Annotated in this window: 18 protein-coding genes and 7 tRNA genes; 11 read left to right on the top strand and 14 right to left on the bottom strand. The window is 72.5% G+C overall.

The features are described from left to right. Window positions 1-52: 52 nt before the first annotated feature. Both ACZ7RU_RS18610 and pgsA read right to left on the bottom strand, forming a co-directional pair. Window positions 53-1,015, bottom strand: a complete 963-nt coding sequence (locus ACZ7RU_RS18610; protein WP_470341997.1) for a phosphatidylinositol mannoside acyltransferase — start codon at window positions 1,013-1,015, stop codon at window positions 53-55. Window positions 1,016-1,031: 16 nt separating this feature from the next. Next, on the bottom strand, window positions 1,032-1,679 hold the full coding sequence (gene pgsA, locus ACZ7RU_RS18605) for a phosphatidylinositol phosphate synthase (RefSeq protein ID WP_387750816.1): 648 nt from the start codon (window positions 1,677-1,679) through the stop codon (window positions 1,032-1,034). A 254-nt stretch (window positions 1,680-1,933) separates the two neighbouring features. On the opposite strand from pgsA, the gene ACZ7RU_RS18600 reads away from it, so the two are divergent. After that, entirely contained in the window at window positions 1,934-3,982 is a 2,049-nt protein-coding gene (locus ACZ7RU_RS18600; RefSeq protein WP_470341996.1) for an elongation factor G-like protein EF-G2, read from the top strand. Window positions 3,983-3,991: 9 nt separating this feature from the next. Here ACZ7RU_RS18600 and ACZ7RU_RS18595 read toward each other — a convergent pair whose 3' ends face one another. Next, window positions 3,992-4,450, bottom strand: a complete 459-nt coding sequence (locus ACZ7RU_RS18595) for a thiol-disulfide oxidoreductase DCC family protein (RefSeq protein ID WP_470341995.1) — start codon at window positions 4,448-4,450, stop codon at window positions 3,992-3,994. A gap of 162 nt (window positions 4,451-4,612) precedes the next feature. Here ACZ7RU_RS18595 and ACZ7RU_RS18590 point away from each other — a divergent pair, with 162 nt between their 5' ends. After that, window positions 4,613-6,259, top strand: coding sequence for a hypothetical protein (locus tag ACZ7RU_RS18590; protein WP_470341994.1), 1,647 nt, complete (start codon window positions 4,613-4,615; stop codon window positions 6,257-6,259). A gap of 91 nt (window positions 6,260-6,350) precedes the next feature. On the opposite strand, the gene ACZ7RU_RS18585 is transcribed toward ACZ7RU_RS18590, so the two are convergent. From ACZ7RU_RS18585 to ACZ7RU_RS18570, 4 genes are all read right to left on the bottom strand, one after another. After that, entirely contained in the window at window positions 6,351-6,911 is a 561-nt protein-coding gene (locus ACZ7RU_RS18585; protein WP_470341993.1) for an HIT family protein, read from the bottom strand. An 81-nt stretch (window positions 6,912-6,992) separates the two neighbouring features. After that, on the bottom strand, window positions 6,993-8,972 hold the full coding sequence (gene thrS / locus ACZ7RU_RS18580) for a threonine--tRNA ligase (RefSeq protein ID WP_470341992.1): 1,980 nt from the start codon (window positions 8,970-8,972) through the stop codon (window positions 6,993-6,995). A gap of 88 nt (window positions 8,973-9,060) precedes the next feature. Further along, on the bottom strand, window positions 9,061-10,224 hold the full coding sequence (locus tag ACZ7RU_RS18575; protein ID WP_470341991.1) for a hypothetical protein: 1,164 nt from the start codon (window positions 10,222-10,224) through the stop codon (window positions 9,061-9,063). Window positions 10,225-10,256: 32 nt separating this feature from the next. After that, complete coding sequence (locus tag ACZ7RU_RS18570) at window positions 10,257-10,811, bottom strand: DUF4365 domain-containing protein (protein WP_470341990.1); 555 nt, start codon at window positions 10,809-10,811, stop codon at window positions 10,257-10,259. Window positions 10,812-10,976: 165 nt separating this feature from the next. Here ACZ7RU_RS18570 and ACZ7RU_RS18565 point away from each other — a divergent pair, with 165 nt between their 5' ends. Beyond that, a complete protein-coding gene (locus ACZ7RU_RS18565; protein ID WP_470341989.1) occupies window positions 10,977-11,744 on the top strand; it encodes an exonuclease domain-containing protein in 768 nt (255 codons plus the stop codon). Window positions 11,745-11,834: 90 nt separating this feature from the next. Here ACZ7RU_RS18565 and ACZ7RU_RS18560 read toward each other — a convergent pair. The 3 genes from ACZ7RU_RS18560 to ACZ7RU_RS18550 form a co-directional block, all read right to left on the bottom strand. Further along, window positions 11,835-11,906: transfer RNA gene (locus ACZ7RU_RS18560), tRNA-Val, on the bottom strand. 209 nt (window positions 11,907-12,115) lie between these two features. Beyond that, window positions 12,116-12,187 (bottom strand) — tRNA-Val (locus ACZ7RU_RS18555). Between the two features lie 79 nt (window positions 12,188-12,266). Further along, entirely contained in the window at window positions 12,267-12,725 is a 459-nt protein-coding gene (locus tag ACZ7RU_RS18550) for a TIGR02611 family protein (protein ID WP_470341988.1), read from the bottom strand. Between the two features lie 195 nt (window positions 12,726-12,920). Here ACZ7RU_RS18550 and ACZ7RU_RS18545 point away from each other — a divergent pair, with 195 nt between their 5' ends. Together ACZ7RU_RS18545 and ACZ7RU_RS18540 are read left to right on the top strand one after the other, a co-directional pair. Further along, window positions 12,921-13,334 (top strand): SsgA family sporulation/cell division regulator, encoded by a 414-nt coding sequence (locus tag ACZ7RU_RS18545; protein WP_030056266.1) that lies wholly within the window; start codon window positions 12,921-12,923, stop codon window positions 13,332-13,334. Between the two features lie 442 nt (window positions 13,335-13,776). Further along, on the top strand, window positions 13,777-14,346 hold the full coding sequence (locus ACZ7RU_RS18540; protein WP_387750792.1) for a CGNR zinc finger domain-containing protein: 570 nt from the start codon (window positions 13,777-13,779) through the stop codon (window positions 14,344-14,346). A gap of 16 nt (window positions 14,347-14,362) precedes the next feature. Here ACZ7RU_RS18540 and ACZ7RU_RS18535 read toward each other — a convergent pair whose 3' ends face one another. Beyond that, window positions 14,363-14,824, bottom strand: a complete 462-nt coding sequence (locus tag ACZ7RU_RS18535; protein WP_470341987.1) for a hypothetical protein — start codon at window positions 14,822-14,824, stop codon at window positions 14,363-14,365. Window positions 14,825-14,934: 110 nt separating this feature from the next. Here ACZ7RU_RS18535 and ACZ7RU_RS18530 point away from each other — a divergent pair, with 110 nt between their 5' ends. Continuing rightward, window positions 14,935-15,435, top strand: coding sequence for a DsbA family protein (locus ACZ7RU_RS18530; protein ID WP_470341986.1), 501 nt, complete (start codon window positions 14,935-14,937; stop codon window positions 15,433-15,435). Between the two features lie 12 nt (window positions 15,436-15,447). Here ACZ7RU_RS18530 and ACZ7RU_RS18525 read toward each other — a convergent pair whose 3' ends face one another. The 3 genes from ACZ7RU_RS18525 to ACZ7RU_RS18515 all read right to left on the bottom strand — a co-directional run bounded on the left by ACZ7RU_RS18525 (window position 15,448) and on the right by ACZ7RU_RS18515 (window position 18,280). Next, window positions 15,448-16,293 carry a GNAT family N-acetyltransferase gene (locus ACZ7RU_RS18525; RefSeq protein WP_470341985.1) on the bottom strand — a complete coding sequence of 282 codons (846 nt, stop codon included), beginning with the start codon at window positions 16,291-16,293 and terminating at the stop codon, window positions 15,448-15,450. 61 nt (window positions 16,294-16,354) lie between these two features. Further along, window positions 16,355-17,185: an aminotransferase class IV gene (locus ACZ7RU_RS18520; RefSeq protein ID WP_470341984.1), complete on the bottom strand. Its 831-nt coding sequence runs from the start codon at window positions 17,183-17,185 to the stop codon at window positions 16,355-16,357. A gap of 12 nt (window positions 17,186-17,197) precedes the next feature. After that, window positions 17,198-18,280: a chorismate-binding protein gene (locus tag ACZ7RU_RS18515; RefSeq protein WP_470341983.1), complete on the bottom strand. Its 1,083-nt coding sequence runs from the start codon at window positions 18,278-18,280 to the stop codon at window positions 17,198-17,200. 318 nt (window positions 18,281-18,598) lie between these two features. Here ACZ7RU_RS18515 and ACZ7RU_RS18510 point away from each other — a divergent pair. From ACZ7RU_RS18510 to ACZ7RU_RS18490, 5 genes are all read left to right on the top strand, one after another. Beyond that, window positions 18,599-18,671: transfer RNA gene (locus tag ACZ7RU_RS18510), tRNA-Gly, on the top strand. Between the two features lie 40 nt (window positions 18,672-18,711). Then, a tRNA-Cys gene (locus ACZ7RU_RS18505) sits at window positions 18,712-18,782 on the top strand. 35 nt (window positions 18,783-18,817) lie between these two features. After that, window positions 18,818-18,889, top strand: a tRNA-Val gene (locus ACZ7RU_RS18500). Between the two features lie 42 nt (window positions 18,890-18,931). Continuing rightward, window positions 18,932-19,003 (top strand) — tRNA-Val (locus ACZ7RU_RS18495). Between the two features lie 44 nt (window positions 19,004-19,047). Beyond that, a tRNA-Val gene (locus ACZ7RU_RS18490) sits at window positions 19,048-19,119 on the top strand. Window positions 19,120-19,142: the final 23 nt, after the last annotated feature.

Here is a 19,142-nt window from a genome sequence, read left to right as displayed (position 1 = left end):
GGGTTCCTCAAGCTCCTTCGGACAGTCGTGCGGGCGGGACGGCGGGAACGGGTCAGGACCCGGAGGCCTCGGCCGCGGGCTCCGCGGCCGCCTCCACCCGCTCCGCGGACGCCGCCCTCACCGTCTCACGGACCGGCAGGTCGGCCAGCCAGAACCTCTGCAGCATGTGCCAGTCCTGCGGGTGCTCCCGGACGCCCTGCTCCCACACGTCCGCCATCGCCTGGGTCATCGCCCGGACGCGCTCCGTGCGGTCGCCCTCCTCGGGCACCGGCACCTCGGAGTGGATCCGCCCCCGCAGCACCGGACCGTCGTACCAGAGCGTCACCGGCAGCAGCGCCGCCCCGGTCCGCTGGCACAGCGCCGCCGGACCGGCCGGCATCCGGGTCGCCTCACCGAAGAACGACACCCCGATCCCCGCCTCCGACAGGTCCCGGTCCCCCACCAGGCAGACCAGCCGGCCCTCGCGCAGCCGCCGCGCCAGCGTGCCGACCACGTTCACCGAACCACCGGTCAGCGCCAGCACCTCCATGCCCTGGCCCTCCCGGAACGCCACGAACCGGTCGAACAGCCGCTCCGGCTTCAACCGCTCCGCGACCGTGGTGAACGGGTAGCCCTGCTGCGCCACCCACGTCCCCGCGAGGTCCCAGTTGCCCATGTGCGGCAGCGTTATCACCGCGCCCCGCCCGGCCTCCAACACCGCCCGCAGGTTCTCGAAGCCCTCCACCTGGACGTCCCGGGCCACCCGCTCCCGGCTCCACACCGGCAGCCGGAACGACTCCATCCAATACCGCAGGTACGAGCGCATCCCGGCCCGGGACAGCTCCCGCAGCCCGGCCTCGTCCAGCCCCGGACGGACCCGGCGCAGGTTCGCCTCCAACTGGAGCACCCGCTTGCCGCGCCTGCGCCACGCGTAGTCCGCCAGCCGGTCGAACAACCCCCGGGCCACCCGCTCCGGCAGGTGCTTCAGCAGCCCCCACCCCAGCGCGTACGCCCAGTACACCAGTCGGTCCGTCACCGCAGGACGCCCCCCATCAGCTCCCGGCCGCCGCTCGGTCGGCCTCGAACGCCTCCCGGCGCACGGTCAGCATCCGCTGGAACACCGTCACCAGGCTGCCCGCCGCCACCAGCCACAACGCCACCGGCAGCAGCCACTCCACGTACGGCACACCGAACTTGTGCAGACCCGCGACCCCGGCCGCCACCAGGCTGGCCACCAGCCGCTCGGCCCGCTCCACCAGCCCCGACACGTCGCACGGCAGGCCCTGGCTCTCCGCCCGGGCCTTGGTGTACGACACCACCAGACCGCTCGCCAGACAGAAGATCGCCACCGCGCAGAGCAGGTCGTCGTCGCCCTTGCCCGCGTACCACATCGCCAGACCGCCGAAGATCGCCGCGTCCGCGACCCGGTCCAGGGTGGAGTCGAGGAACGCCCCCCACTTCGTGCTCCTACCCAGCTGGCGGGCCATGTTCCCGTCCACCAGGTCCGAGAAGATGAACAGCGTGATCGTGATGGTGCCCCAGAAGAACTCCCCACGCGGGAAGAACACCAGCGCACCGGCCACCGAACCGGCGGTACCGATCAGCGTCACGGCGTCCGGGCTCACACCCAGACGGATCAGGAACGCGGCGAACGGGGTCAGGACACGTGTGAAGAAGGCACGCGCGTATTTGTTGAGCATGGCCTTCCCAGCCGCTCCGATCTCCCAGATACCCGCCTGGCGCAGCACGCGCGGCAGACGGCCGGGCGGATCAGCCCGTCCGGCGCACCCATCGTAGCCACGCCGAGGACACGCTCCGGCGCACGCACCGCCGGACGCCACCCCCGCCACCGCACGCGCACACGCGGTCACCGACCGGCCCCCACGAGACGCGGCCACCCGGACCCGACCCTAGACTGCGATGGACAGCCTCGGCGCCACGGGAGGAGACCCCGATGCCCGACCGCAGCACGGCACGAGCCGGCCAGGCACCCGCCGTCACCGGCCCGCAGGACCTGCGCAACGTCGTCCTCATCGGCTCCAGCGGTGTGGGCAAGACCACCCTCGCCGAATCCCTCGCCCTCGCCGCCGGCGCCACCGGCCGGGCCGGTCGCGTCGCCGACGGCACCACCGTCTCCGACCACGAGGACATCGAGCACCACCAGCAGCGCTCCGTCCAGCTCTCGCTGCTGCCGCTCGAGTGGAAGGGCGTCAAGATCAACCTGATCGACCCGCCCGGCCACCCCGACTTCGCCGCCGACCTGCGCGCCGCGCTGCACGCCGCCGACGCGGCCGTCTTCGTCGTCTCCGCGGCCGACCCGGTCACCGCCCCCACCCGCGCCCTGTGGCGCGAATGCGCCGCCGAAGGCATCCCCCGTGCCATCGCCGTCGCCAAACTCGACCTCGCCCGCACCGGCTTCGACGACATCCTCACCGCCTGCCACGACGCCTTCGACCTGGGCCCCGACACCCTCCGCCCGCTCTTCCTGCCCGTCCTCCACGACGGACACCCCGACGGCAGCGTCGACCTCCTCACCGGCGACACCTACGGCGACGCCGACCCCCTCCCCGACACCACCCCCGCCCACGACAGCCTCGTCGAAGCCATCTCCGGCCAGGACGACACCCTCATGGAGCGCTACCTCTCCGGCGACCCCCTCGACACCGACTCCCTCGAAGCCGGCCTGCGCCGCGAAGTCCTCTCCTGCGCCCTCCACCCCGCCGTCCCCACCAGCGAGAACGGCCTCGGCGCCGCCGAACTCCTCGACCTCATCGCGCACAGCTTCCCCGACCCCACCGAACGCACCCGCCCCGCCCCCGCCTGCGACCCCGACGCCCCGCTCGCCGCCCAGGTCGTCCGCGTCACCGGCGACGCCTACGTCGGCCGGATCAGCCTGCTGCGCCTGTACGCCGGCACCCTGCGCCCCGACACCAGGATCCACCTCACCGGCCCCGCCCACGCTGCCGACCAGAACGGCGACGAACGCGTCACCGGACTCAGCAGCCCCTTCGGCAAACTCCAGCGACCCGTCCCGCACGCCGTCGCCGGCGACCTGGTCTGCGTCGCCAAACTCACCACCGCCCACGCCGGCGACACCGTCCACGACCCCGGCCACCCGGTCGACCTCGACGGCTGGACCCTCCCCGAACCGCTGCTCCCGATCGCCGTCGAGGCCCACAGCAAGGCCGACGACGACAAGCTCTCCCAGGCCCTCGCCCGCCTCACCGCCGAGGACCCGGCGCTACGCCTGGAACAGAACCCCGACACCCACCAGCTCGTCCTCTGGTGCACCGGCGAGGCCCACGCCGAGGTCGTCCTCGACCGCCTCCGCACCCGCCACGGCGTCCACGTCGACACCGTCGAACCCAAGGTCGCCCTGCGCGAGACCTTCGGCACCGCCGCGGCCGGCCACGGCCGCCTGGTCAAGCAGTCCGGCGGCCACGGCCAGTACGCCATCTGCGAGCTCGAGGTCGAACCGCTCCCGGCCGGCTCCGGCTTCGAGTTCCAGGAGCACGTCGTCGGCGGCGCCGTCCCCAAGCACTTCATCCCGTCCGTCGAGAAGGGCGTCCGCGCCCAGCTCGCCAAGGGCGTCACCACCGGATACCCGCTCGTCGACGTCCGGGTCACCCTCACCGACGGCAAGGCGCACTCCGTCGACTCCTCCGACGCGTCCTTCCAGAACGCCGCCGCCCTCGCCCTGCGCGACGCCGCCGAGCACGCCGTCATCCGCCTGCTCGAACCCGTCGCCGCCGTCAGCGTCCTGCTCCCCGACGACTACCTCGGCGCCGTCCTCGGCGACCTCTCCGCCCGCCGCGGCCGCGTCCTCGGCAGCGAGACCGGCGGCACCGGCCTCACCCTGCTGCGCGCCGAGGTCCCCGAGCTCGAACTGGTCCGCTACCCGGTCGACCTGCGCTCGCTCACCCACGGCACCGCCGAGTTCTCCCGCGCCTACCTGCGCCACGAACCCATGCCCGCCGCCCTGGCCGAGCGCTACACCGACTGAGCCCCGCCGCTACGGCTGGGCGGGCTTCCGGTCCGGCAGCGCGCACGCCGCCGTACCCCCCGGCATCCGGTGCCGGTTGCGCGCCACCCAGCGGTAGGCGAGCCCCGCCAGCGGCCGCACCGGCGCCGCCGTCAACACGGCGCCCACGTACGCCCACACCCCGCCGGAGCGCATCAGCAGCCGCGCAACCCCCTGCGCGCCCCCGTACACCCGGCCGGTCGGCGTCACCCAGAGCACCTCGCGCTCCGCCCGCTCGGCCGACACCTCCCCCCGGCCGCCCGCCAGCGCGTCCAGCCCCGCCAGATCCGCGAACTGGAACGGCACCGCCTCCCAGCCCCCCGAGGCGAGCGTCTGCCGCAGGTACCGCTCCGCCCAGCGAACGCAGGACGAACAGAACGAACAGTCCCCGTCGAAGACCAGCACCGGATCCTTCACGGCCGCTCCCCTTTCCACGTTCCCACTGTCCATCCTGCCCCACCGCCACCACCGCCACCCCAGCGGGTATCGACCCGCCGGAAGCTGGGCATCATGCCCCTCAGGCCTCCGGTGACGGTACTTCAGACGATCATCCGCGCGGGGGTGCCACGGCACGGTAACCTGCCGCTGACAAGGGGAGGAGGGGACGCCACCGTGACCACACTCGACATGACCCCGGGTGCGCAGATACCCCGGACCGACGCCGGCCCGCAGACCGCCATCACCCAGGGACTCTCCTCGACCGCCTACCGCGACGGCGAGATCAAGGGCTTCGTCGACGCCGTCGCCGACGCCACGGAGAAGAAGGGCCGCTTCGCGCTCTTCCGCCCCAACCTCGGCGAGGCCTTCAGCAAGGCGCTGATCTCCCGAGCCCTCGGCGGCGACCGCAAACCCCTCGTCCCGGCCTTCGGAGTCGACACCCGCCAGGTCGTCGAACACTGCCTGGCCGCCGAGGAACTGCGCAACGCCCGCGACCGGCAGCTCAGCACCGTCTCCATCGCCACCGGCGTGCTCTTCCTCCCCGGCACCCTGGTCTGGCTCGGCGCCTTCCAGCTCCGCGCCTGGCTCAAACGGGACAACCCGAAGAACGCGGCCGTCTACGGCGGCATCGTGCTCGCCGCGACCGCCGCCCTCGCCGTCCTGCTCGCGCTGCGTCCGCCGGCCACCGGCTTCATCAGTGTCTACCTGCGCGTCACGATGTTCCCGCCGATCGTCGGCTGGTACCTCGCCCGCCGGATCGTCGAGCGCTCCGCCAAGGACCTGCGCTCCCGCTGGCAGGCGCTGGTCGAGGGCAGCGTGGTGGCCGCCTCCGTCGCCAAGGCCGTCCCCCGCGACGACCTCGACAAGAAGGCCGCCGACCTGCGCGACAAGCTCGGCCGCCTGGACGCCGAGCAGGAGACCAACATCCACCACTACGCCGGTCCCAAGGGCATCCTCGGCGCCGGCCGCCGCTGGGGCGAGTGGCGCCTCGCCGACACCCTCCACCCCGCCGAGGGCCACGTCGACTTCCGCGCCTTCCACCCCTGGGACCTGGTCCGCCGGATCTCCTCCCACCTCAAGGGCCTCGGCGTCAGCCACGTCGCCAACAGCGGCATGCCCAACGTCGCCGTCAAGCAGTGGGTGGTCTTCGACATCGGCGAGGGCGCCGACGAGATCAGCCGCCCGGCCAACGCCGACATGGACGGCGACCGGATGCGCGACTTCGCCGTGCAGAGCGTCGCCGACAAGCAGACCTTCTCCGGCGGCCCCCGGCACTACCTCGCCACCCAGTTCATCACCCACGACGGCAAGCTGGTCCTCACCTTCACCGTGACCGTCACCCTGCTCGCCAACGTCCTGAACATCACCGTGTCCGGCTACGCGCTCGGCCCGGTCAAGGGCGTCTTCTTCGACAAGCCCAAGGACAAGGAGAAGTCGGTCGCGAAGACCGTGAAGTTCTGGGAGGAGCGCACCGTCAAGCTCCCCCTGATCGACAACGACGAGGTCGTCCGGCAGGCCGTCCGCGCCCCGTTCTACCGGATGCCCGGCCTGCTGGGCTGGCTCGGCGGCGGGCTCGGCCTGCCGGAGCCGTTCGGCCTGCGGCACATCTGGGCCGGCCGGGCCTGGGAGAACCGCTCCATGGTCGACAACGCGCAGAACGCCTCCGTGCCGGTGCTCGCCGCCGTCCACGCGGCCACGCTGGAGTTCCTGGAGGAGCACGACCTGGACGCCGACCGGTTCTTCAAGAACCGCACCTCGGTCATCAAGTCCGAGGCGCAGAGCCCCCGGCCGTACGACGTCGACACCTTCAACGCCGGCTGATCCACCCGGAACACGCGGGAGGGCCCCACCGATCTCCTCGGTGGGGCCCTCCCGTGCTCTGCGGATCAGCTCTGCGGATCAGCTCTGTGGATCAGCCCTGCGGCCAGACCTCGGCCAGCATCTTCCGGGTGTCCGCCAGCAGCTGCGGCAGCACCTTGGTGTGGCCGACCACCGGCATGAAGTTGGTGTCCCCGCCCCAGCGCGGCACCACGTGCTGGTGCAGGTGCGCCGCGATCCCGGCCCCGGCCGCCGCGCCCTGGTTCATCCCGATGTTGAACCCGTGGGCCCCGGAGGCCGCCCGCAGCGCCGTCATCGCCTTCTTGGTGAAGACCGCCAGCTCGGCCGTCTCCGCCTCGTCCAGGTCGGTGTAGTCGGCGACGTGCCGGTACGGGACCACCATCAGGTGCCCGCCGTTGTACGGGTACAGGTTCAGCACCGCGAACACGGCGCTCCCCCGGGCGATGACCAGCCCGTCCTCGTCGCTCAGCGACGGGATCGAGCAGAACGGACAACCGTCGTCCGGAGACGGGCCGGTGGGCTTGTTCTCACCCTGGATGTAGGCCATCCGATGAGGCGTCCACAGGCGGCGGAAGCCGTCCGGCTCGCCGACGCCCCGCTGAAGTTCCGGCTCAGTCGTCATGCTGATCAGCATATTCGCCCGACCGTGCTTGCAAAGCCGCGCGGGGCAGACTCTTCGAGAGCCTGCCCCGCGCGCGACGGTCCTGCTACCGGATCACACCTGGATCCGGTTCTTCACCGCGTCCACGATCTCGGCGACGGCTTCCGCGACCGGCACGCCGTTCTTCTGCTCGCCGTTGCGGTAGCGGAAGGACACCGCGCCCGCCTCGACGTCGTCGTTGCCGGCGATCAGCATGAACGGCACCTTGGTCTTCTGGGCGTTGCGGATCTTCTTCTGCATGCGGTCGTCCGAGGTGTCCACCTCGACGCGGATCCCCTGCTTCTTCAGCTCGGCCGCGACCTCCAGCAGGTACGGCACGTGCTCGTCGGTGATCGGGATGCCGGTGACGGTGACCGGGGCCAGCCACGGCGGCATGGCGCCGGCGTAGTGCTCCAGCAGCACCGCGAAGAACCGCTCGATCGAGCCGAACAGCGCACGGTGGATCATGACCGGCCGCTGACGCGAACCGTCCGCCGCCGTGTACTCGAGATCGAAACGCTCGGGGAGGTTGAAGTCCAGCTGAATCGTGGACATCTGCCAGGTGCGGCCGATGGCGTCGCGAGCCTGCACCGAGATCTTCGGGCCGTAGAAGGCCGCGCCGCCCGGGTCCGGCACCAGCGGCAGGCCCTGCTTCTCGGCCACGCTCGCCAGGACGGCGGTGGCCTCCTCCCAGGTCTCGTCGCTGCCGACGTACTTGACCGGGTCCTTGGTCGACAGCTCCAGGTAGAAGTCGGTCAGACCGTAGTCACGAAGGAGGTTGAGCACGAAGGTCAGCGTGGAGTCGAGCTCCTCCGCCATCTGCTCGCGGGTGCAGTAGATGTGCGCGTCGTCCTGCGTGAAGCCGCGGGCACGGGTCAGGCCGTGCACGACCCCGGACTTCTCGTAGCGGTAGACCGTCCCGAACTCGAAGAGGCGCAGCGGCAGTTCACGGTACGAGCGGCCGCGCGCGTCGAAGATCAGGTTGTGCATCGGGCAGTTCATCGGCTTGAGGTAGTAGTCCACGCCCTCGTCGAGCTGCATGGGCGGGTACATACCGTCCGCGTACCAGTCGAGGTGGCCGCTCTTCTCGAAGAGCTTCCCCTTGGTGGCGTGCGGGGTGTAGACGAACTCGTAGCCCTCCTCCTCGTGCCGCTTGCGCGAGTAGTCCTCCATGGCCCGGCGGATGATGCCGCCCTTGGGGTGGAAGACGGCGAGGCCGGAGCCGATCTCCTCCGGGATGGAGAAGAGGTCGAGCTCGTTGCCGAGCTTGCGGTGGTCGCGCTTCTCGGCCTCGACGAGGAAGTCGAGGTGGGCCTTGAGCTCGTCCTTGGTCGGCCAGGCGGTGCCGTAGATGCGCTGCAACATGGGGTTCTTCTCGCTGCCGCGCCAGTAGGCGGCCGCGTTGCGCATCAGCTTGAACGCCGGGATGTGCCGGGTGCTGGGCAGGTGCGGGCCGCGGCAGAGGTCGCCCCAGCAGTGCTCGCCGGTCTTGGCGTCCAGGTTGTCGTAGATGGTGAGCTCGCCGGCGCCGACCTCGACGTCGGCGCCCTCGCCGGCGGTGGCGGCGGAGCCCTTGAGGCCGATCAGCTCGAGCTTGTAGGGCTCGGCGGCCAGCTCCTCGGCGGCGGACTCGTCGGTGACCACGCGGCGGGAGAACTTCTGCCCGCGCTTGATGATCTCCTGCATCTTCTTCTCGATGGCCTTGAGGTCATCGGGGTGGAACGGCTTCTCGACGTCGAAGTCGTAGTAGAAGCCGTCCTTGACCGGCGGGCCGATGCCGAGCTTGGCCTCGGGGAAGAGCTGCTGCACGGCCTGCGCCATGACGTGCGCGGTGGAGTGGCGCAGGATGTCCAGGCCGTCCTTGCTGCCGATCTCGACCGGCTCGACCTCGTCGCCGTCCTGGACGGCGTAGGCGAGGTCCTTGAGCTGGCCGCCGACGCGGGCGGCGATGATCGAGCGGTCGTCGGCGAAGAGCTCGGCGGCCGTAGTGCCCGTCGTCACCACGCGCTCTTCCCGATCGGGTTCGCGGCTGATGATTACCCGGACGTCCGTCACCGGTCTCTCCTGACGTGCTGGATTTCAGAGGACGCAACACTGCGCTGCGCGTGACGATGGTACCGAGAGCGCCGCCCCCGCCGTCCACCTACGCCCCTTCTACCCCTTCCTCCGTCCTCTCCTGGAGCGACTTCAGCAGCCGCTCGCGGTCCCCTTCCTCCCAGCCGCAGAGCTCCAGTCCGTACGGGCGGGACAGCCGGCGGAAGCCGCCGTGCCGGTCCAGGCGGCCGGAGACCCGGACCGGCAGGCCCGCGAGGTGCGCCTCGGCGGCCAGCCGGTAGTCGGGGTCGGGCAGGCGGAGCTTGAGCTCGCGGACGTCGGCGCCGGCCAGGACCCGCAGCCGCACCGAGCCCGGCCCGCCCGGGTCGGCGCGCTTGAGCCGGGTGACCACGCCGACCACGGTGACGGCGACGGCGGGTTCGATGCGTTCCAGCAGGTCGGCGGCGTCCGCCAGGGCGGGCAGGTCGCCGGGTGAGAAGTCGAGGTCGATCCGGCGGTCCCCGAAGCCGCCCGGGGTCCCGGCGGCGGGCGACCAGGCGACGCTGACCCGGGCGGCCGTCGCGTCGCGCACCAGGTCCTCGACGGACCGGACGAGCTCCCGGCTGACTCCGGCCTGGACGGCGCTCCCGAAGGCCTCGGGCCCGCCGCTGACCCGGCGGTAGTCGACGGCGTCGCGCAGGGCCTCCAGGGCGCGGACCAGGGTGGTGACGGCGGCGCGGCCCTCGGGAGCGGGGGTGTACGCGGTGAGGGCGGCGCCCTGTTCCACCAGCAGGACGCGGTCCAGGAAGTCCCCGGCGGGGCCGTCCAGCCGGGCCCCGAAGTAGCCGGCCCTGGTCCGGGCGGCCTTGGCTCCGGCGGCGAGCATCCCGCGCGCCGCCTGCCGGAGCCGCTCGGCCTCGTCCCAGGGGGTGGCCCCGGCGGGGCCGGGCGGGTCGCGGTGCCAGCGCAGTTCGTCGCCGGGGACGGCGAGGGCGAGCAGGATCGAGCGGGCGGAGGGGGTGCGGGAGCGGGAGAGCGCGGTGACGGCGTCGGTGAGGAGTTCGACGGCGTCGTCGAAGCCGTCACCGGCCGGGACGAGCAGGCTGGTGCCGGGTTCGCCGTCGGGCGGGGTCCAGCGTCCGTACCGGGCGGCCGGTCCGCCGCGGCGGACCCAGCCGTGCCGGGCGAGCAGGGTGGCCAGCACCGCCGGGTCGACGGCGGCCGGGTCGGGCAGGGGCGGGGCCGGCTCGCCCGGTCCGTACGGCGGTGTCATGGGTCCGGTTCCTCCCTGCCGGGGCCGAGCCGTCACGGGCTGCCGCCCGCACCGACCCGGGCCATGATGTCGCAGAGCGCGCGGTCGTCGAAGACCCTGCCGGTGGGCACCCGGACGTTGGTGCGCCGCTGCCCGGTGACCGGGTGGCCGGCCAGGTTGACCCAGTAGCAGCAGTGCCGCAGCTCCAGGGCGTCCGGTCGGGCCCGCAGCCACTGCTCGACCCGGCGCGGCAGCAGCATCACGACCAGGATCCGCGGCACGGCGACCCGGGGCCGGGCGAGCTTGCGCAGGTGGTCGTTGTCCAGGGTGAAGCTGAAGAACGGCCCGGCCGGGTCGGGCGCGACCTGCTGGGTGGCCTTGAGCTGGATCTTGACGGTGACCTCGTCGTCCACCTCGTGCGTCCGGGAGCCGTGGCTGACGTGCCAGTCGATGCCGTTGTCCGGGAACGGCTGGGAGAGCGAGCAGCCGGCCGCGGCGGCGACCGCGTGCAGGTAGCCGACCTGGAGGGTCTCCATGCAGGCGGTGACCGCGAGGTTCCCCCTCAGGACGTCCGCCGCCTCCTCGGGCTGCGGCTGGGTCAGTGCCATCGCCCCGCGCCTCCCCCGGTTCCGGGCCCGTCCCGGTCCGGGCGGGCCAGTCGATTCGAACGGGACGGTCAGGGGCAGGATCCCCGGTCGGGCTTGGGCCAAACGGGTTGAAGGGGCGTCAGAACCGGGTATCAACCGGGCGCAACGCTCGTCTGAGGGGCAGTCATGCAGCAGCACTGGTACACCGGCCCACTCGCCTCGTTCGACACCGAGACGACCGGCGTGGACGTGGAGAACGACCGGATCGTCTCCGCCGCCCTGGTCGTCCAGCTCGCGCCGGGCGCACCGGCGCGGACGACCTCCTGGCTCGCGGATCCGGGCGTTCCGATCCCGGACGGCGCCCGCGCCGTGCACGGCATCAGCGACGAGCAGGTGCGCGCCCACGGCCGCCCGGCCCGCACGGTGGTGGCGGAGGTCATCCGCGCGCTGGCGGCGGAGGCGCGGGCCGGGCACCCGGTGGTGGTGATGAACGCGCCCTACGACCTGACGCTGCTGGACCGGGAGCTGCGCCGCCATCACGGGCTGACGCTGGCCGACGGGCTGTCGACGGCCGGGCTGGTGGTGCTGGATCCGCGGGTGCTGGACAAGCACGTGGACCGCTACCGCAAGGGCCGCCGGACGCTGACCGACCTGTGCGCCCACTACGGCGTGGCCCTGGCGGGAGCGCACGACGCGGCGGCGGACGCGACGGCGGCGCTGGCGCTGACCCGGCGAATAGGCGCCCGCTACCCGGCGGCGCTCGGCGGGCTGTCGGCGGCGGAGCTGCACCTGCGGCAGACGATCTGGCACGCGGCGCAGGCGCGCGGGCTGCAGAACTGGTTCGACCGTTCGGGGACGCCGGAGCGGGTGGACCTGTCCTGGCCGCTGCGGCCGGCCCGGTGCGGCTGCGGGCGTCGGCTGGAGCCGGAGCACGGCTGCGAGGCGGCGGCGTAACGGGCGGCCCCCGGGGGCTCCGGTGGTTCCGGGCCCTGACACGCCACAGGCCCTGACCGGTTTCCTGGTCAGGGCCTGTGTGCTGTCCGGTGGGCGATACTGGGATCGAACCAGTGACCCCTTCGGTGTGAACGAAGTGCTCTCCCGCTGAGCTAATCGCCCGGGCAACGAGAAGAACTGTAGCACCATTCGGGGCCGGTCGTACAACTCGCCCGTTCCGGGTACCGCCGACGACTCCGCAGAACTCGCGCCCCGCGCGGAAGGTGACTGCCCCTCAGGCGATTACCGACGGCCCTCGGTGCCGTTTCCGGAAATACATGTGAGGCCCAGTCGATAATCGACTGGGCCTCACATATCACAATGCATTCCGGTGGGCGATACTGGGATCGAACCAGTGACCCCTTCGGTGTGAACGAAGTGCTCTCCCGCTGAGCTAATCGCCCGGGTGCAGGGAAAACATTACCGCATCCCGAGGGGTGCTCCGAACCCCCTCGCTGGTCGCGGCCCCTCCGGCCGGGCGGGTCAGCTCCCGTCCAGCCGCCAGGGCAGGACCAGGCCGTAGCGGGCGAAGTACCAGCCGCCCGCCCCGAGGAGGGCGGCCAGTCCGATCGCGGTGAGCGTCAGGTTGCGGCGGCGCACCCGCGGGTCCATGGCCCGGTGGGCGGCCTCGGCGACCTTGCGGCGGGTCCAGCGCAGGACCAGCCGGGCCCAGACGAACTCGGTGGACCAGATCCCCATGCCCAGGAAGATCACCAGCCAGCCGGGGCCGGGCATCGGCAGCATGACCACCCCGAGCACCACCACGGCGAGGCCGACCAGGAAGACCGCCACCTGCCAGACCCGGTGCAGCGCCGGCGAGCGGCGGACGAAGGCCGGGGCCCTCGAGCCGACCGCCCGTCCGCCGTCCACGACCGCGTCAACCGCCACGGCCGCTTCACCCGTTCTCGCGTTCCCGCCCGTCTTGTCGTTTCGCACAGTCATGCCAGGAAACTAACCAAGAAGTACCCGGGTAATGCCGGGCCCGGCCGCCGCGACGCGATTCGGCAATGCGCCGTAAGGGGTACGACTCGCGCCCGAATCGGGACAGAGGGGTTTACATCGGTCTTGGGGGTGGGATGGTCCGTTCGCCGACGTGCGATTCCCCGAGCGCACACTGAGCGAAAGGCCATGGCGCTTATGAACACCACGGTCAGCTGCGAGCTGCACCTGCGCCTCATCGTGTCCAGCGAGTCCTCACTGCCTGTCCCCGCAGGCCTGCGCTACGACACCGCCGACCCCTACGCCGTGCACGCCACGTTCCACACGGGCGCCGACGAGACCGTGGAGTGGGTGTTCGCCCGAGATCTCCTCGCGGAGGGGCTGCACCGACCCACCGGCACCGGCGACGTCCGGGTGTGGCCGTCCCGCAGCCACGGGCAAGGGGTGGTCTGCATCGCACTGAGCTCTCCGGAAGGAGAAGCCCTGCTGGAGGCCCCGGCCCGGGCGCTTGAGTCGTTCCTCAAGCGGACGGACGCCGCGGTGCCCCCCGGCACCGAACACCGTCACTTCGACCTCGACCGGGAGCTGTCCCACATCCTCGCCGAAAGCTGACCCCGCCCGGAGGCGGTCATGCCCCGCTGTCGGCGGGGCCGTACCCCCTGCCGCCATCGCAGCCGTCCTACTCGGGGGCACGGCAGCGGACTCAGCCGCGCACCACGCGGTCTCGGGGCCGGTGAGCGGGTCCGCTCCCATCGGAGCGGACCCACAGCACCACAGGCGCCCGGCATCGAGGCCGGTCATCCTCACGGGTGGCCGGCCTCGATGTCGGGCGCCGACGTCTTTCGGGGGACGCCCGCGCCGGCGGGTCCCGCGCCGGTTCGGAGACCGGTCCGGCGGCCGGTCCGCCCGGTGGGTGCCCGGTTTCGTACACCTTGCCGGACTGCGCACACGTCTTCGAAAGAAGGCGCCGCCCCAGCGGCACAAGGCCCGGTATGGTCTGGGGTAACCGTGGACGCGGGGTATCGGAGTCCCCCTGCGCGAGGAGCCCCCAAACGTGCTGATCACCCATGACACCGAGTGCGCGCTGAGCATCCTCGTGGAGCTGCTCAACACCGCACCCGAGGTGTGCGGCGCCGAGCGGCTGCCGGACGTCGCCGCGCTGGACGCCTTCGTGGTCCGCCAGGAGATCAGCGAGATCGACTCGCTGACCGAGGACGACCTGCGGCGGGTGCACGAGCTGCGCACCCGGCTGCGCGAGGTGTTCGCGACGGAGTCCACCGCGCAGGCCGCCGAGCTGGTCAACTCGATCGTCGCGGCCGCCGGCACGACGCCCCGGCTGACCGACCACGACGGCCACGACTGGCACATCCACTACTTCGCACCGCACGCCGCGCTCGGGGACCACCTGGCGGCCGAGCTGGGCATGGCGCTGGCCTTCATCCTGATGGCGGGCGAGCGGGAGCGGCTGCGCCGCTGCGAGGCACCGGACTGCGCGCGGGTCTTCGTGGACCTCTCGCGGAACCGCTCGCGGCGCTACTGCGACAGCCGCACCTGCGGCAACCGGCTGCACGTCGCCGCCTACCGGGCGCGGCAGCGGTCGGCGGAGGCCGTCCCCTCCGCCTGACCCGCCGGCCGTCCGCTCAGATCCCGCGCTTGCGGAGGATCTCCTCGATGTCGGCGAAGTCGCCGAGTCCGTCCTCCCGCTTGCCCGCGGCCGGCTTCTCCGCGGCCCTGGGCGTCGGCGCCACCGCCGGACGCTCGGGCGCCGGCCCGGCCGCGGCCGGGCGCTCCGGGGCGCCCTCCACCGCCGCGCCGCCCCGGCGGCCCGCCCAGCGGGTGGTGAGCAGCAGGGCCGCGGAGACGCCGAGCAGCGCGATGCCGGTCCACACCCGGGGGTCGAGGACCAGCTTGGTCGCCCAGTCGGCGAACTCCCGGCCGATCGTGCTCGCCAGCGGGAACAGGCCGGTCAGGTAGAGGCCGGCGGGCAGCAGGGCCACCGCGAACCAGCGGGTCGCCGACAGGAAGCGCCGCCGGTAGGCCCGCAGCCCCGCGAAGGCCACCCCGCCCGCGGTGAGGATGAAGCTGATCGACGCGCTCAGCACGGGGCCGCTCCTTCGGGTCCGGTCGTCCTGGTCATCGGTGCCTTCCTCTCGGTCCGCCCTCGGGCGCACCTCCGGCCGGAGCGGGCGCCCACTAGTGGAACACTGGGGGAATGATCGATGGTTCCCTCCCCCGCCTCGAGTTCTGGTGCGACCTCCAGTGCCCGGACTGCCACACCGCGCTGGACGACGTACGGGCGCTGCGGGCGCAGTACGGCGACGCGCTGACCGTGGAGCTGCGGCACTTCCCGCTGGAGAAGCACAAGCACGCCTACGCCGCCGCCGAGGCGGCCGAGGAGGCGTTCGCGCAGGGGCTGGGCTGGCCGTTCGTGGAGGCGCTGCTGGCCCGCACCGCGGAGCTGGACGCGCGCGGGCAGCAGGTGCTGCTGGAGGTGGCGCGGGAGGTCGGGGCGGACGTCGACGAGGTGGACACCGCGCTGATCGACGGCCGGCACATGCTGACCGTCGACGCCGACCAGGCCGAGGGCAAGGCGATCGGGGTCACGGGCACGCCGACGTACGTGATCGGCGGGAAGCGCCTCGACGGTGGCAAGAGCCAGGAGGGGCTGCGCGAGGGGATCACGGCCGTCCTCGAGGCGGCGAAGTCCTCCTGACGGCACGTCGGGTCACAGCTGCTTGCCGTAGAGGCGTTCGGTGACCCGGTAGCCCAGCGAGGTGTAGAGCCGGACGGCGACCTCGTTGCCGGGGAAGACGTTGAGGCCGAGGTTCCGCACGCCGGCGGCCAGGCACTCGCGCTCGGCGGCCAGCATCAGCGTGCGGCCGTGTCCCCGGCCCCGATGGGCCGGGGACACCTCGACCTTCATCACCCAGGCGAGCGGTTCGCCGTCCGGCAGGTCGCGCAGGCGCAGTTGCAGCCAGAGCAGGCCGTACGGCTCCTCCCCGCCCTCGGCGTACAGCCGGCGCACGACCGCGCCCGGGGCCTCCGGGTGGGAGGTGACCGGGTTCTCCCGGCCGGCGGCGGTGCGGGCGCGGGCCTGTTCCTCGGTGAGACCGGTGTCCACCATCATGCGGACGTAGTCCTCCAGGGACCGGTCGAACCAGGCCCGGAGCTCGGCCGGCCGGTCGAACGGGCGCAGGCTCAGCCCGGCGGGCAGGTCGGGGGCGGCGGCCAGGAGCTTGGACATGGCCAGGGCACGCTCGGTGTACCCGAGGGTCACGGCGAGCCCGCGGGCCGCCGCGGCCGACTCCGGGACGGCGACGTCGACCCGGGTGCAACCCCAGGTCCGCAGCACCTCCTCGGCGGCGAGCCCGCCGAACGTGCCCCGGCCCCGGCCGCGCCCCTCGGTGATCTCCAACTCGGATATCCGGCCCCAGAGTTGGGCGCCCTGCGGGTCGGCGGTGGTGCGCAGCGCGCCGACCGGGTGGCCGTTCGAGAGGATCAGCCAGCGTCTGGTGCGGCCGCCGGCCGCGGTGGGTGTCTCCGGGCCCTCGGGGCGCAGCGTGGTGGTCATGTGGTGCTCCCTTCCCGTTGCTCGGGGGGTTATCCACGCGACCGGTGTGCTGCGCGGGGGATCACGGGTCGAGGTCGTCGCCGCCGCGCTCGGTGAAGACGGCCATGGCCTTGGCGGTGACGGGGCCGATGCCGGGCAGTTCGCGGTCGTCGACGCGGGTGACGGCCTGGACGTCGCGGGTGGTGGAGGTCAGGAAGACCTCCTCGGCGTCCTGGAGGGCGCTGAGCGGGAGGTCGGTCTCCTCGGCGCCGCACCAGTCGACGACGAGCTGCCGGGTGATGCCGGCCAGGCAGCCGGAGGCGAGGGCGGGGGTGAGCAGGCGGCCGTCGAGGACCACGAAGACGTTGGAGCCGGTGCCCTCGCAGAGCAGTCCGGCGGTGTTGGCGAACAGGGCCTCGGAGGCGCCGGCGCGGTGGGCGGCGGCCAGGGCGACGACGTTCTCTGCGTACGAGGTGGTCTTGAGGCCGGCGACGGCGCTGTGCTCGTTGCGGCGCCAGGGGACGACGGCGACGGCGGTCTCGTCGGGGCGGCGGCCGATCGCGTTGAAGGCGACGACCAGGGTGGGGCCGGTGGTGCCGCGCTCGGAGCTGAGCGGGCCGTTGCCGCCGGTGTAGGTGATGCGCAGCCGGCCGAGCGGTGCGGGGTTGGCGGCGAGGACCTGGGCGCAGGCCTCGCGGACGAGGTCGTGGTCGGGGTCGGTCAGGCCGAGGCCGCGGGCGGAGCGGGTGAGCCGGTCGAGGTGGCGGGTGATCGCGAAGGCCCGGCCGTCGACCGTCTTCAGGGTCTCGAAGACGCCGTCGCCGGTGGTGAGGCCGTGGTCGAGGACCGAGACGGCCGCGTCGGTGGAGTCGACCAGGGAACCGTTGACCCAGCTCGTGGTGCGGTTGTGCATCGAGTGCTGCTCCTAGGCCTGTCGTCGGATTCGCGCCTGCGGAGTGGCGCCGGGTTCGCTGCCCGACGCTATCGCGACCAGTCGGGCCGCCTTCAGTTCGGTTTCGGCCCATTCGCGTTCGGGGTCGGAGCCCCAGGTGATGCCGGCGCCGGTGCCGAAGCGCAGGACGGGGGCGTCGGGATCCGTCCGGTCGATCCAGAAGGTGCGGATGCCGACGGCGAGTTCGGCCTCGCCGCGGTCGGCGTCGACCCAGCCGACGGCACCGCAGTAGGGGCCGCGCGGGGCGGTCTCCAGGGCTTCGATGATCCGCAGGGCGCTGGACTTGGGGGCGCCGGTGACGGAGCCGGGCGGGAAGGTGGCGGCGAGGAGCTCGGGCCAGCCGGCGCCCTCGCCGAGGGTGCCCTCGACGGTGGAGACCAGGTGGACCAGACCGGGGTGCTTCTCGACGGCGCAGAGGTCGGGCACGGTGACGCTGCCGGTCTCGCAGACCCGGCCGAGGTCGTTGCGGACCAGGTCGACGATCATCACGTTCTCGGCGTGGTCCTTGTCGAGGAGGTCGTCCTCGGTGCGGCCGGTTCCCTTGATCGGGCCGGAGGAGACGGTGCGGCCGGTGCGGCGCAGGTAGAGCTCGGGTGAGGCGGTGGCGATCTCGACGCCGTGCCCGGGCAGGCGGACGGTGCCGGCGTAGGGGGCCGGGTTGCCGCGGGCGAGGAGGCCGGTGAGGGCGTCGACGTCGCTGTGGTCCGGGTCGGGCAGCGGTGCGGAGAGCACCCGGCAGAGGTTGGCCTGGTAGACCTCGCCGGCGGCGATGTGCTCGCGGATGCGGCGGACGCCGGCGGTGTAGGCGGCGCGGTCGAGGGAGCTGTGCCAGCTGCCGGCCTCGGGTCCGCGCCAGCCGGCGCCGGAGGGCGGGACGGGGGCGGGGCGGAGCCGGTCGAAGCGGGCGCAGGTGAGGCGGCCCTCGAAGTCGTACGCGACGGCCCAGTAGCCGACGGAGTCGAGGGCGGCCGGGTCCGAGGTGACGTCGCGCAGTCCGGTGGCCAGGCGGCCGCCGAAGCGGGCGAGCGGGGTGCGGGGGTCGGGGTGGCCGGACACGGTTCTCCTGCGCGGTGGTGCTGGGGGCGGTGCCTGAAGTGTAGGTCGGGGGCGTGAACTGGGAGCTGCTCGCGCCCCCGCGCGCGAGCAGCCGCGTGCGTCGCGCGGGTGTGCGCCGGGTGGCCTGCGGATGATCGTCCGGGAGCGCCGCAGGTGGTGGCCGGTGACCGGCCGGGAGGGCTGACGGGACGGCACTCGCCGGTCATCCCCGCGCATGCTGCGGGAACGGATTTTTAGCTGGCCCGGGAATCCGCTAGAGTTCAACACGTCGCCAGGGAGCGCAGCCGAGGAAAAGCGGTGAAGGTCCCCGGGAGACAGGCGGACGTGGCTCAGTTGGTAGAGCATCACCTTGCCAAGGTGAGGGTCGCGAGTTCGAATCTCGTCGTCCGCTCGATGGAGAACAGTGTAAGATCGTTCTTCATGCGTTGCCTGGTGGAGTGGCCGAGAGGCGAGGCAACGGCCTGCAAAGCCGTGTACACGGGTTCAAATCCCGTCTCCACCTCCGAGAGGCCCCCCGGTTCGACCGGGGGCCTCCCCGCGCGATTAGCTCAGCGGGAGAGCACTACCTTGACACGGTAGGGGTCACTGGTTCAATCCCAGTATCGCGCACGTCGGACCCTCGCAGGGTCTGCTGCACGACCGCCACACCAGGCGCGATTAGCTCAGCGGGAGAGCACTACCTTGACACGGTAGGGGTCACTGGTTCAATCCCAGTATCGCGCACAGTAACGGGCCTCACGAGGCCTGCTGCAACACCGCCTCACCAGGCGCGATTAGCTCAGCGGGAGAGCACTACCTTGACACGGTAGGGGTCACTGGTTCAATCCCAGTATCGCGCACGTCGGACCCTCGCAGGGTCTGC

Source organism: Kitasatospora sp. NPDC114501 (assembly GCF_055633695.1).
This window is presented reverse-complemented; position numbering and strand designations above follow the sequence as displayed.